Here is a 13,135-nt window from a genome sequence, read left to right as displayed (position 1 = left end):
TTTTTTTATGTCTTTTTTTCTTATTTAAAATCAGTTTAAATAAACGTTTTTAGCCGAATTATTGTCAAAGGATTAGCCTTGCTTTTTGCGAATTCAATATTGCGATGTATATTTGTGGCTATTTTAATTTACTTCTAATTTTGAGCGTTATGCAGTCCAATCAATTAGATTATTTACCCATCCTCATGCAGGCGGGATTAGCCGTCGGGTTTGTGGTTTTAACCATTATAGGTTCCAGCTTTTTAGGCCCGAAAAGACATTCTAAAAGCAAAGACAAAAACTTCGAATGCGGTATCGAATCCGTGGGGAATGCCAGAATACCGTTTTCGGTAAAATACTTCCTGGTTGCTATTCTTTTTGTGCTTTTCGATGTGGAAGTTATTTTCTTATATCCTTGGGCGGTTAATTTCAAGGCATTAGGAACAGAAGGCATGATTAAAATGGTGATTTTTATGTCACTCTTGTTAATCGGTTTCTTCTACATTATCAAGAAGAAAGCGTTAGAGTGGGAATAAATTTAGTTACGAATTTAAACTACGAATGATCCATGAGTGATTCAAATCCAAATATGGTTGCTCCACCGGAAGGAGTTGTAGGCGAGGGATTCTTCGCTACCAAACTGAATGATGTTGTTGGTTTAGCCAGAGCCAATTCGCTTTGGCCCTTACCGTTTGCCACTTCTTGTTGCGGTATTGAATTCATGGCCACTATGGCATCTCATTATGATTTAGCACGTTTTGGGTCGGAAAGAGTTAGTTTCTCTCCGCGCCAAGCCGATATGCTGATGGTTATGGGTACCATTTCTAAAAAAATGGCTCCTATTTTACGCCAAGTATACGAACAAATGTCGGAACCGCGTTGGGTTATCGCTGTGGGCGCTTGCGCCTCTTCCGGCGGTGTTTTCGACACTTACTCTGTACTGCAAGGTATCGACAAAGTCATTCCGGTTGACGTATACGTACCGGGTTGTCCACCCAGACCGGAACAAATTGTTCAGGGCGTAATGCAATTGCAGGAATTGGTGAAAAACGAATCCGTTCGTCGCAGAAATTCACCGGAATACAAAGAATTATTAGCTTCTTATAATCTATAATATGGCTTTAGAAACAGCGCATATACAAGAAAAACTGTCTCAAGCATTCGGCAACCATGTGCTGAATTTTGAAATGAAACGCGATATTTTCACTTTCGAGGCAACCCCGAATACGATTCACGAAGTAATTCGGTTTCTCAAAGAACAAGAAGATTTAAACTTCCATTTCTTAACCGATTTAACCGGAATCCATTTCCCTGATAATGATGCCGAACACCAATTTGCCGTAGTGTATCAGCTGCACAATTGGATTGAAAATGTCCGCATCCGTGTAAAAACATTTTTACCGGATCCGGCAGAAGTGGAAACGGTAACCGATTTGTTTTTATGTGCCAATTGGATGGAAAGAGAGGCGTGGGATTTCTTTGGCATCAATTTCAAAGGACACCCGCAACTTAAACGCATTTTGAATATGGAAGAAATGGTCTCCCACCCGATGCGAAAAGAATTCCCGATGGAAGATGGCGGAAGAACCGATAAAGACGACCGTTTCTTCGGAAGAACACCGGCCAATTGTTAAACCAAACAGCATTTTCAATGTCAGATTTATTGTTATCCCCGGAGCATCGTTATGCTAAAATCATCGAAAAGACTCGCAACGAAGACGGAAGCGAACTCTCTATATTAAACTTGGGACCAACCCACCCGGCCACACACGGTATTTTCCAAAATATTCTTTTGATGGATGGGGAGCGCATCTTGGATGCCGAGCCTACTGTGGGTTATATTCACCGTGCCTTCGAAAAAATTGCCGAAAATCGTCCGTTTTACCAAATCAACGTGTTGACCGATCGTATGAACTATTGTTCATCACCCATCAACAACATGGCATGGTGGATGACCGTAGAAAAGCTTTTGAACATTGAAGTACCGAAACGCGCCCAGTATTTGAGAGTCATTGTCATGGAATTAGCGCGTATTGCAGACCACTTAATTTGTAATTCGATTTTGGGTGTAGATACCGGAGCCTATACCGGTTTTTTGTACGTATTCCAATTCAGAGAAAAAATATACGAAATCTACGAAGAAGTTTGTGGGGCTCGTCTAACAACCAATATGGGGCGTATTGGCGGATTTGAAAGAGAATGGTCCGACGAAGCCTTCAAAAAATTAAATACTTTCTTGGAAGAGTTCCCGGTAGCTTGGAAAGAATTCGAAAACTTATTCGAAAGAAACCGCATCTTCATTGACCGTACCGTAAATGTGGGGCCAATTTCTGCCGAAAAAGCCATGCAATACGGATTAACCGGACCGAACTTAAGAGCCGCAGGTATCGATTATGATGTGCGTAAAGCCGCTCCGTATTCTTCGTATGACGATTTTGAGTTTGATATACCGGTAGGAAAATCAGGCGATACGTACGACCGTTTTTGCGTGCGCAATGCCGAAGTATGGGAAAGTTTAAGCATCATCCGTCAAGCTCTGGCCAAATTACCGGAAGGACCAATTCATGCCGATGTTCCCGATTACTATTTGCCTCCGAAAGAAGAAGTATATACCAATATGGAAGCACTGATCTATCACTTCAAAATTGTGATGGGCGAAGTGCCGGTTCCGGTAGACGAGATTTATCACGCCGTAGAAGGCGGAAACGGAGAATTAGGATTCTATTTAATCTCCGACGGAAGCCGAACACCATACCGCTTAAAATTCAGAAGACCTTGTTACATCTATTACCAAGCGTATACCGAAATGATTAAAGGCGGCATGCTTTCGGATGCCATCGTTATCTTATCAAGTTTAAATGTAATCGCCGGCGAATTAGACGCTTAAGAATTATGGAAAGATCACATATCAAACAAGAAATAAATATTACGGAGTCGTTGATGGCTCGCATCAATGAACTCATCAGTCACTATCCGGCCGATAAAAAGAAATCGGCATTATTGCCGGTGTTGCACGAGGTACAAGATGCACACGACAATTGGTTGAGTATTGAACTGCAAAACAAAGTGGCAGAAATTTTAGGTATTTTACCTATCGAAGTCTATGAAGTGGTGACTTTTTACACCATGTTTAACCAAAGACCCATCGGGAAATACATGTTCGAATTTTGTCAAACCGCTGCTTGTTGTCAAAACGGCGTGGAAGATTTGATGGATTATACTTGCGAAAAATTAGGGGTAGGCATAGGCGAACCGACCGCTGACGGGCTATTTGAAGTACGTGGTGTAGAATGTTTAGGCGCTTGCGGTTATGCCCCAATGATGCAGCTGGGCGATTTCTACCAAGAACATTTGACCAAAGAAAAAGTGGATCAGTTGATTCAGGATTGCAAAGACGGAAAAATCACTTTACACGATAAATAATATCATGGGAAGAAAAATATTATTAGACAAAATCAACGTTCCGGGCATTAAAACCTATGAAGTGTACCGCAGAGAAGGCGGCTATGCTTCGGTGGAAAAAGCCCTTAAAAAAATGACCCCCGATGAAGTAGTCGAAGAAGTAAAAACTTCGGGATTACGCGGTCGTGGCGGTGCGGGGTTCCCGGCCGGAATGAAGTGGAGTTTTATCGATAAAAAGTCGGGCAAACCACGTCACTTGGTGTGCAATGCCGACGAATCGGAACCGGGTACTTTTAAAGACCGCTATCTGATGGAATACATTCCACACTTATTAATCGAGGGTATGATTACGTCGAGTTATGCCTTAGGGGCTAACCTGTCGTATATCTACATCCGCGGCGAATACATGTGGGTGTACAAAATTTTGGAAAGAGCCATCGCCGAGGCCAAAGCGGCCGGTTGGTTGGGCAAAAATATATTAGGTTCGGGCTACGATTTGGAATTATATGTTCAAATCGGTGGTGGTGCCTACATCTGCGGAGAAGAAACCGCTTTGATTGAAAGTTTGGAAGGCAACCGAGGCAATCCTCGTTTGAAACCGCCATTCCCGGCTGTGCAAGGGTTGTGGCAAAATCCAACGGTAGTCAATAATGTGGAAACCATTTCGGCCGTGCCCTGGATTGTAAACAATTCGGGCGCAGATTATGCCGCTATCGGAATCGGACGCTCTACGGGGACCAAATTGATTTCGGCTTCCGGGAACATCAAAAACCAAGGCGTTTATGAAATCGAGTTAGGGTTATCCGTATACGAATTTATGAATTCTGATGAATATTGTGGAGGAATGCAAACCGACCGTCCTTTAAAAGCTTTAGTGCCCGGAGGTTCATCCGTGCCGATTCTTCCGGCGCATTTAATCTACAAAACAGCAGCAGGCGAAGACCGATTAATGACCTATGAAAGTTTAGCTGACGGTGGTTTCGCGACCGGTTCGATGTTAGGTTCAGGCGGATTCATCGTATACGACGACCGCGCTTGTATCGTGCGCAACACGTGGAATTTCTCTCGTTTCTATCACCATGAATCGTGCGGACAATGTACGCCTTGTCGCGAAGGAACCGGCTGGTTGGAAAAAGTATTGTGGCGTATCGAAAACGGACAAGGACGCGAAGAAGACATCGAATTGTTGTGGAGCATCCAATCCAAAATTGAAGGAAACACGATTTGTCCATTAGGCGATGCGGCTTCATGGCCGGTAGCAGCAGCCATTCGTCACTTCAGAGACGAGTTTGAATACCATATTCGTTTCCCTGAAAAAGTAAAAAACCGTGACCATTTTGTTCACGAACCTTTTGAAAAGGTTAAGCATTTAATCGCAAAGCAAGAAGCTTAAAATAAATTAGAAGCGAATGGCTCGGGCATTTTGCCCTCCATTTTCCCGCTTTCCGCGCTGCATGGCAGCCAGCTGCAATCGGGGCTAAAGAGTAAACTTTAGGAACAAAAAACAAATTAATAAAAACAAAAACTCCGTAGGAGTGATATATTGGTATGAAAGTAACCATAGACGGTCAAGAAATTGAAGTAGCCCCGGGAACCACCATCCTGCAAGCTGCTCGTATGATTGGCGGAGAATCTGTTCCGCCGGCCATGTGCTATTATTCTAAATTAAAAGGAACCGGCGGTAAATGCCGTTGTTGCTTAGTAGACGTGACCAAAGGCAGTGAAGCCGATCCGCGTCCGATGCCGAAATTGGTAGCGTCGTGTGTAACGGGTTGTCAGGATGGCATGGAAGTGGCCAGCAAATCCTCGGATCGCGTGAAAGAAGCGCGCAAAGCCGTAACCGAATTCTTGTTGATTAATCACCCGCTCGATTGCCCGGTTTGTGACCAGGCCGGCGAATGTGATTTGCAAAATTTGAGTTTCGAACACGGAAAACTGCAACACCGTTTTATAGAAGAAAAAAGAACGTTCGAGCCGGAAGATATTGGTCCGTATATCCAATTGCACATGAATCGTTGCATTGTTTGTCAACGTTGTGTGGAAGTCGCCGATCAATTGACGGATAAAAGAGTGCATGGTGTATTAAATCGTGGTGACCATTCGCAAATTTCGACTTGTGTATCCGCAGCCATCGACAACGAATTCTCCGGAAACATGATTGATGTATGTCCGGTTGGTGCTTTGACGGATAAAACCTTCCGATTCAAATCGAGAGTGTGGTTTAACAAACCCTTCAATGCACACAGAGAATGTACCACCCCGGGTTGTTGCGGAAAAACTACGTTATGGATGTTCGGTAACGAAATCCAAAGAGTGACGGCACGCAAGGACGAGTTTCACGAAGTAGAAGATTTCATCTGTAATACGTGTCGTTTCGACAAAAAAGAAGTGTCAGATTGGGTGATTGAAGGCCCGAGAAAATTCGAAAAAGATTCGGTAATCAACCAAAACAAACATTTCGGCAAAACCGAAAATGTAGTTATCGAAACCGAAAAAGGCATTTTGATGGGACGTGATGTGGATCGTAAAAAAATCAGTATGGCCGACATCGATTACAACGAAAAAATAGACGGTAACCCTATAAACACTAAGAAAAATGGATAGTGCTTTTATCATAGAAAAAAGTGTGGTTATCGTAACCGTATTTGCCATCACTATGATTATGGCGATGTATTCTACTTGGGCAGAGCGTAAAGTAGCCGCTTTTTTGCAAGACCGAGTAGGGCCGAACCGCGCCGGTTGGGGCGGATTATTACAACCGTTGGCCGATGGTATGAAATTGTTTGCCAAAGAAGAATTCGAACCGAATACCCCGAATAAATTTTTATTCTTTGTCGGCCCTGCCATTGCGATGAGTACGGCCTTGATGACGAGTGCCGTCATTCCGTGGGGCGATCAATTGGAAGTCTTCGGAAGAACCGTACAACTCCAAGCGACCGATATTGATGTGTCGTTGTTATACATTTTCGGAGTTGTTTCCGTTGGGGTGTACGGTATTATGATTGGAGGCTGGGCGTCTAACAACAAATTCTCCTTGATGGGAGCTGTTCGTGCGGCTTCGCAAATGGTATCGTATGAAATCGCTATGGGATTGTCGATGATTGCGTTGTTGATGATGACCGGAACGTTGAGCTTAAAAGAGATTTCGATGCAACAATCGGGTATGGATTGGAACGTGTTTTACCAACCGCTGGGTTTCTTGATTTTCCTGATTTGTGCTTTTGCCGAAACCAACCGTACGCCATTTGACTTAGCCGAGTGTGAATCGGAATTAATCGGAGGATACCACACCGAATATTCCTCTATGAAAATGGGATTCTATTTGTTTGCCGAATACGCTAACATGTTTATCTCATCTACCGTGATTGCCGTGTTGTACTTTGGCGGATACAACTATCCGGGCATGAGTTGGGCCGTTGAAAATTGGGGTGTGAATGCCGCTAATATCATCGGAATCGGCGCTTTATTTATCAAATTATGTTTCTTCATCTTCTTCTTTATGTGGGTACGATGGACCATCCCGAGATTCCGTTACGACCAATTGATGCACTTAGGATGGAAAATATTGATTCCGTTGTCTATCGTTAATATTATCATCACCGGAATTTGCATTTTAGCTTTTAAATAAAAAGAAAATATGTCAACAGCAATTCAAAATATATCGCTTTCAGGAAAAAAGAAGCAAGTTTCCAATAAGGAAATGACCTTCCTGGAGCGTCTTTATTTGGTAGCCATCATCAAAGGGCTATTCATTACCATCAAACACTTTTTCCGTAAAAAAGCCACCATTCATTATCCCGAGCAAGTACGTACGTTCAGTCCGGTATACCGTGGCCGCCATATGTTGAAACGCGACGAACAAGGTCGTGAAAACTGTACGGCTTGCGGTTTGTGTGCGTTGTCTTGTCCGGCCGAAGCCATCACGATGAAAGCGGCTGAGCGCAAAAAAGGAGAAGAGCATTTGTATCGCGAAGAAAAATACGCTGAGATTTATGAGATTAACATGTTGCGTTGTATTTTCTGCGGTTTGTGTGAAGAAGCTTGTCCGAAAGATGCGATATACCTAACCCTTTCGAAAGAATTGGTGCCGGCACAATACGACCGTGAAGATTTTATCTTCGGCAAAGACAAATTGGTAATGCCGTTAGAAATGGCCATCAAGAATACTCAACTTAAAAACGCTAACTAATGTCACCCATATTAATTACATTCTATTGCTTAGCTGCCATTACTTTGGCTACGGCGTTTTTAACCATTTACAGTAAAAACCCGATTCACAGTGCGATATACTTAGTGCTTTGCTTTTTCTCTATTGCCGGACATTATTTGTTGTTCAATGCTCAGTTTTTGGCCATCGTCCATATCATTGTGTATTCGGGAGCCATTATGATTTTGTTCCTCTTCACCATTATGTTGATGAACCTGAATAAAGAGAATGAAGTCCACAAACCACGCATTACCCGATTGGGTGCCATCGTGGTTTTTGTGGTAACCAGTATTGTGTTGACTACTATTTTCATTAACTCCAAACCTATTGCAGGCGAATATCCGACTACCGGCGAAGATTTTCAGTCGATTAAAGTCTTAGGAAAGATATTGTTAAACGAATATATGGTGCCATTCGAGTTTGCTTCCATCTTGTTATTGGTGGCGATGATTGGTGTGGTATTATTGTCTAAAAAAGAAAAACCGGGAAAATAACATGAATAATATTTTAAATCAAATAGGAATAGAAAACTACATTTTCCTTTCGGTACTACTGTTCTGTATCGGAGTTTTCGGTGTGTTGTACCGTCGCAATGCCATTATTGTGTTCATGTCGATAGAAATTATGCTCAATGCCGTTAACTTGTTGTTCGTAGCGTTTTCTACCTACCATCAGGATTCGGAAGGACAGGTTTTTGTGTTTTTCTCTATGGCAGTAGCCGCCGCAGAAGTAGCGGTAGGTTTGGCGATTCTGGTTTCGGTATTCCGAAACTTAGGTTCGATTGATATTGATAATTTAAAGAATTTAAAAGGATAATCAGCAATGGAAAAAAATTTAGCTTTAGTATTACTCTTGTCTCCATTTGTTGGGTTTCTTTTCAATATTTTCTTCGGAAAAAAAGTAAGCCGCACGGTTTCCGGTGCTATCGGAACACTAACCGTAGTACTCTCGTTTTTATTGAGTATTTGCTTCTTCTCACAGTTGAATCAAAGCGGAAAGCCATTTGAATTTTCGGTGTTCGATTGGATTCAAGTGAGTAATTTCAAATTGGATTTCGGCATTTTGTTAGACCAATTATCGTTATTGTGGTTGTTGTTCGTTACCGGAATCGGTTCGTTAATTCACCTGTACTCCATCAGCTATATGCACGATGATGAGAATATGCACAAATTCTTTGCTTACCTAAACCTGTTCGTCTTCTTCATGATTACCCTGGTAGTCGGAAGCAACTTATTGGTCATGTTCATCGGTTGGGAAGGTGTTGGATTGTGTTCGTATTTACTTATCGGTTTTTGGTACAAAAATCAGGACTACAACGATGCGGCCAAAAAAGCATTCATCATGAACCGTGTGGGCGACTTAGGATTCCTCATCGGAATGTTTATCATTGGTGCTTTGTTCTCGACTTTAAATTACGCCGAAATTAAAACCGCTTTGGCCGCCGGTAATGCCGACACTGCTTTATTAGGAGTAGCCGCTTTGTGCTTGTTTATCGGTGCTACCGGAAAATCAGCGCAATTACCGTTATACACTTGGTTACCCGATGCGATGGCGGGACCCACTCCGGTTTCGGCCTTGATTCACGCGGCAACGATGGTTACCGCCGGTATCTTTATGGTGACGCGCATGAATTTCGTATTCGACTTAACACCGGACGTTCAAAATATTATTGCGATAGTTGGAGCGTTAACCGCTTTGGTAGCTGCTTCGATTGGTTTGTTGCAAAATGATATCAAAAAAGTATTGGCCTACTCTACCGTTTCCCAATTGGGATTGATGTTCTTGGCGTTAGGTTTCGGTGCCTACAACGTAGCCGTTTTCCACGTGATTACGCACGCCTTTTTCAAAGCGTGTTTGTTCTTGGGTTCCGGTTCGGTCATCCACGGCTTGCATGGCGAACAGGACATGCGTAACATGGGCGGCTTGCGCAAAGCGATGCCGATAACCTTCTGGACCATGATGATTTCTACCTTGGCTATTGCCGGTATTTTTCCGTTTGCCGGATTTTGGTCGAAAGATGAAATTTTGATGGTAGCTTTTGAACACAACAAAGTATTGTATGTGATTGCTTCGATAGCCTCTATTATGACCGCGTTTTATATGTTCCGATTGATGTACCTTACGTTCTTCCGAGAATTCCGTGGTACCGAGGAACAAAAACACCACTTACACGAAAGTCCGAGTTTGATTACTATCCCATTGATTATCTTAGCCGTTTTGGCCGTTATTGGCGGTGCGATTAACCTACCGGGCAGTATGTGGCTGACCCATTTCTTAGAACCTATTTTAGGCAAACACGAAGCACACGCTTTGGGCACGCACGAATTTATGTTGATGGGCGTTGCCTTGGTCGGAGCGCTTGTCGGAATTCTTTGGGCGAATGCCAAATACATCAAGCAAGCCTTTGTACCGAAAAGTGATGCCGAAATTACCGGATTCAATAAAACCATATACGACAAATATTATGTGGACGAATTTTATACGTTCCTGATTGTAAAACCTATCAACGGGTTGTCTAATTTCTTCCGAACTACTTTAGAGCCGGCTTTAGGTAAAGTGGTTTTCAGTTTCGGAAGCTTAGCCAACGGATTAGGAACACAAGGAAAAAAAATCCAAAACGGAAACATCGGTTTGTATCTTTTTGTTTTTGTGATTGGAGTTTGTGCCATCATCACTTATTTATTTATCGCTCAATAATTTTTACATAATGGATGTAACTACTATATTATTATTACTTCTTGTAGGTGCTGTAGCCACCTTTTTGGCAGGAGATAAATTAGCGTCTAAAGTCGCGTTAGTCTTTAGCTTAGGCACTTTAGGCGTGTCGCTTTCTTTACTCAATCAACTGCTGCAAGGCACCGACATTAGTTTTGTCGGAACGTGGATTGACAACCCAAAGGTAGCCTTGGCTTTCAAAGCCGACGGCTTAGCCATGGCGATGGTTTTGTTGACTACAGCTTTAACACCATTAATTGTGTTTTCGTCTTTCGGAAATCACTTCAACAACAGTAAAAATTTCTACGCCTTAGTATTGTTTATGGCCTTTGCCATGGCCGGCACATTCTTGGCTGCCGATGGATTATTATACTACATCTTCTGGGAATTGGCTTTGATTCCAATTTACTTCATCGCGCTTGTTTGGGGCAATGGCGACGCCGAGGAACGCAAAAAGGCGGTATTGAAATTCTTTATCTACACGCTGGGCGGTTCCTTGTTTATGCTGATTGCTTTCGCTTATTTGTATTCGAAAGCCGGAAGTTTCTTGTTGGAAGATTTGTACAACCTTGATTTATCGGCTGGTGAAGAAAGCTGGATTTTCTTGGCCTTCTTCTTAGCCTATGCTATTAAAATTCCGATTATACCGTTCCATACTTGGCAGGCTAAAGTATACCAAAAAGCCCCAACGGTAGGTACCATGTTGCTTTCGGGTATTATGTTGAAAATGGGATTGTACAGCGTTATTCGTTGGCAATTACCCATTGCACCGCATGCCGCTAAAGAATACATGCCTATCCTTATCGGACTGAGCATCGCCGGTGTCATTTATGGTTCGATCGTAGCCTTACGTCAAAAAGATCTCAAAAAATTATTGGCGTATTCCTCTTTGGCACACGTTGGTTTGATTGCCGCCGGATGTTATACACTAACATTGGACGGATTGAGCGGAGCGGTGGCCCAGATGATTGCGCACGGGTTTGTTATCGTCGGCTTATTTTTTGTCGCCGAAATCATTTACAGAAGGTACGAAACGCGCACCATTACCGATATGGGCGGCATTAGAACACAAACGCCAAAATTCACCTCAATGTTTATGATTTTGGTTTTGGCTTCGGTAGCCTTACCGGGTACGTACAACTTTGTGGGAGAGTTTACCGTATTGTACAGTTTAAGTCAGGCCAATCTTTGGTTTGCCGTATTAGGCGGTACGACCATTATCTTGGGCGCTTACTATATGTTGAAAATGTTCCAGAATGTGATGTTAGGAGAAACCAACGCCAAGGCTTTCGCCGATGTGACTTCTTCTGAAGCCATCACTTTGGTAGCCATCATCGCCTTCTTATTGTTCTTCGGGTTGTACCCGAAACCGATTACCGATTTGGTAGAACCGACTCTTAAAGAAATTTTAGCCGTTATAAATAAATAAAAAAATGCAAACATTAATCGCAATAACAGCACTCGGTGTATTTTGTCTTATAGCTGAAATTTTTAATCTCAGAAAACTTTTAGTACCTGTAACAGTAGTCGGTCTATTGGCCGTTTTGGGGTTAACACTCCAGCTTTGGTCTATTGATCCGGCGTTGGATACCCGATATACGAGTATGATTGCCGTTGATGGTTTTGCCTCGGCTTTCTCTACTTTGTTTGTTTTATTGACCCTGTTTTTGGTACTGATGAGTGATACTTTTTACCAAGAGCATCCCACCAAGTTCTCCGACTTTGTGGCCATTAAAATTTTCTTGTTGGCCGGTGCCGTAGCCATGGTGTCGTTTACCAACTTATCAATGTTTTTCTTAGGTATCGAAGTGTTGTCTATTTCTTTATATGTATTGGCAGCCAGCAAACGATTGGATATTAAGAGTAACGAAGCCGGGATGAAATATTTCCTGATGGGATCATTTGCCTCGGGTATTATTTTGTTCGGAATTTGTTTGATTTACGGTGCTATGATGAGTTTTGATGTTACTTTCATCAAAGAAATGTCGCGTTCGGCCGAATTACCGATTTGGTTCCCTATCGGCATCATACTAGTTGTCATCGGAATGCTATTCAAAATTGCGGCCGCGCCTTTCCATTTTTGGGCACCCGACGTATACGAAGGTTCTCCGGCACTAACCACTGCCACTATGAGTACGTTGGCGAAAGTAACCGCTATGGCTACGTTGTTCAAGCTACTTAGTGTAATGAATGCCGATATCGATTCTAAATTCCAAATGGTTATTGTAGTCGTTTCTATCCTCTCTATGTCTATCGGAAACCTTATGGCGTTACGCCAAGACAATGTAAAACGTATGTTAGCATTTTCGGGAATTTCCCATGCCGGTTTTATGTTGATGGCACTATTGAGCATTAGCAATGCCGGAAGCATGTTGTTGTATTATGCGGCAGCCTATGCGTTGGCCGGAATTGCGGCTTTTGCGGTGATTGTTTCGGTAACCGGTGATGGTGGAAACGAAACCACAGCCCGATTTAACGGCTTGGGTAAAACCCATCCTTTACTGGCGGCTATACTTACGGCTTCATTATTATCGATGGCGGGAATTCCTATTTTCTCCGGATTCTTTGCTAAGTTTATGTTGTTCAGCCAAACCATTCAGTCCGGTTATTTGTTTTTGGTGATTGTCGGTGTGATTAATTCCATCATCAGTGTGGGCTATTATTTCAAACTGATTTTAGCCATGTATACCAAAGAAGCCGGCGAAGGGAAACAAGCAGTACCGTTGGTGTATACCATCGTAGCGGTATTGTCTATTGCATTCAATATCATTATCGGTTTGTATCCTGCTTTAGTTACCGATTTGTTAGGTTAAGATATACTGCTCGCAGCCC

At 42.7% G+C, this 13,135-nt stretch carries 14 protein-coding genes; all 14 read left to right on the top strand.

Going from position 1 to position 13,135, the window contains the following annotated elements; all coding sequences use genetic code 11:
* Positions 1 to 149 precede the first annotated feature (149 nt).
* The 14 genes from QHT84_RS03020 (at position 150) to QHT84_RS02955 (ending at position 13,116) form a co-directional block, all read left to right on the top strand.
* Positions 150 to 515: an NADH-quinone oxidoreductase subunit A gene (locus QHT84_RS03020; RefSeq protein ID WP_283238059.1), complete on the top strand. Its 366-nt coding sequence runs from the start codon at positions 150 to 152 to the stop codon at positions 513 to 515.
* 32 nt (positions 516 to 547) lie between these two features.
* Positions 548 to 1,093 carry an NADH-quinone oxidoreductase subunit B gene (locus QHT84_RS03015; RefSeq protein WP_283238058.1) on the top strand — a complete coding sequence of 182 codons (546 nt, stop codon included), beginning with the start codon at positions 548 to 550 and terminating at the stop codon, positions 1,091 to 1,093.
* Between the two features lies 1 nt (position 1,094).
* On the top strand, positions 1,095 to 1,613 hold the full coding sequence (locus QHT84_RS03010) for an NADH-quinone oxidoreductase subunit C (protein ID WP_283238057.1): 519 nt from the start codon (positions 1,095 to 1,097) through the stop codon (positions 1,611 to 1,613).
* 17 nt (positions 1,614 to 1,630) lie between these two features.
* On the top strand, positions 1,631 to 2,866 hold the full coding sequence (gene nuoD / locus QHT84_RS03005) for an NADH dehydrogenase (quinone) subunit D (protein ID WP_283238056.1): 1,236 nt from the start codon (positions 1,631 to 1,633) through the stop codon (positions 2,864 to 2,866).
* 5 nt (positions 2,867 to 2,871) lie between these two features.
* A complete protein-coding gene (locus tag QHT84_RS03000) occupies positions 2,872 to 3,402 on the top strand; it encodes a complex I 24 kDa subunit family protein (protein ID WP_283238055.1) in 531 nt (176 codons plus the stop codon).
* A 4-nt stretch (positions 3,403 to 3,406) separates the two neighbouring features.
* Positions 3,407 to 4,774 (top strand): NADH-quinone oxidoreductase subunit NuoF, encoded by a 1,368-nt coding sequence (gene nuoF / locus QHT84_RS02995; protein ID WP_283238054.1) that lies wholly within the window; start codon positions 3,407 to 3,409, stop codon positions 4,772 to 4,774.
* 155 nt (positions 4,775 to 4,929) lie between these two features.
* Positions 4,930 to 5,985: a 2Fe-2S iron-sulfur cluster-binding protein gene (locus QHT84_RS02990; protein WP_283238053.1), complete on the top strand. Its 1,056-nt coding sequence runs from the start codon at positions 4,930 to 4,932 to the stop codon at positions 5,983 to 5,985.
* On the top strand, positions 5,978 to 7,009 hold the full coding sequence (gene nuoH / locus QHT84_RS02985) for an NADH-quinone oxidoreductase subunit NuoH (RefSeq protein WP_283238052.1): 1,032 nt from the start codon (positions 5,978 to 5,980) through the stop codon (positions 7,007 to 7,009). Before QHT84_RS02990 ends, nuoH begins: the two co-directional genes overlap by 8 nt.
* 9 nt (positions 7,010 to 7,018) lie before the next feature.
* Complete coding sequence (locus tag QHT84_RS02980) at positions 7,019 to 7,570, top strand: NuoI/complex I 23 kDa subunit family protein (RefSeq protein ID WP_283238051.1); 552 nt, start codon at positions 7,019 to 7,021, stop codon at positions 7,568 to 7,570.
* Complete coding sequence (locus QHT84_RS02975; protein WP_283238050.1) at positions 7,570 to 8,082, top strand: NADH-quinone oxidoreductase subunit J family protein; 513 nt, start codon at positions 7,570 to 7,572, stop codon at positions 8,080 to 8,082. The genes QHT84_RS02980 and QHT84_RS02975 overlap by 1 nt, the downstream gene beginning before the upstream one ends.
* A 1-nt stretch (position 8,083) precedes the next feature.
* Positions 8,084 to 8,404 carry an NADH-quinone oxidoreductase subunit NuoK gene (gene nuoK, locus QHT84_RS02970; RefSeq protein ID WP_283238049.1) on the top strand — a complete coding sequence of 107 codons (321 nt, stop codon included), beginning with the start codon at positions 8,084 to 8,086 and terminating at the stop codon, positions 8,402 to 8,404.
* Between the two features lie 6 nt (positions 8,405 to 8,410).
* Entirely contained in the window at positions 8,411 to 10,285 is a 1,875-nt protein-coding gene (gene nuoL / locus QHT84_RS02965) for an NADH-quinone oxidoreductase subunit L (RefSeq protein WP_283238048.1), read from the top strand.
* Positions 10,286 to 10,295: 10 nt separating this feature from the next.
* On the top strand, positions 10,296 to 11,732 hold the full coding sequence (locus QHT84_RS02960) for a complex I subunit 4 family protein (protein WP_283238047.1): 1,437 nt from the start codon (positions 10,296 to 10,298) through the stop codon (positions 11,730 to 11,732).
* A gap of 4 nt (positions 11,733 to 11,736) precedes the next feature.
* Positions 11,737 to 13,116: an NADH-quinone oxidoreductase subunit N gene (locus QHT84_RS02955; protein WP_283238046.1), complete on the top strand. Its 1,380-nt coding sequence runs from the start codon at positions 11,737 to 11,739 to the stop codon at positions 13,114 to 13,116.
* Positions 13,117 to 13,135: the final 19 nt, after the last annotated feature.

It is taken from the genome of Flavobacterium sedimenticola (assembly GCF_030053345.1).
GTDB lineage: Bacteria > Bacteroidota > Bacteroidia > Flavobacteriales > Flavobacteriaceae > Flavobacterium > Flavobacterium sedimenticola.
The sequence above is the reverse complement of the archived record's forward strand: the minus strand, read 5'-3'. Positions and strand labels throughout refer to the sequence as shown.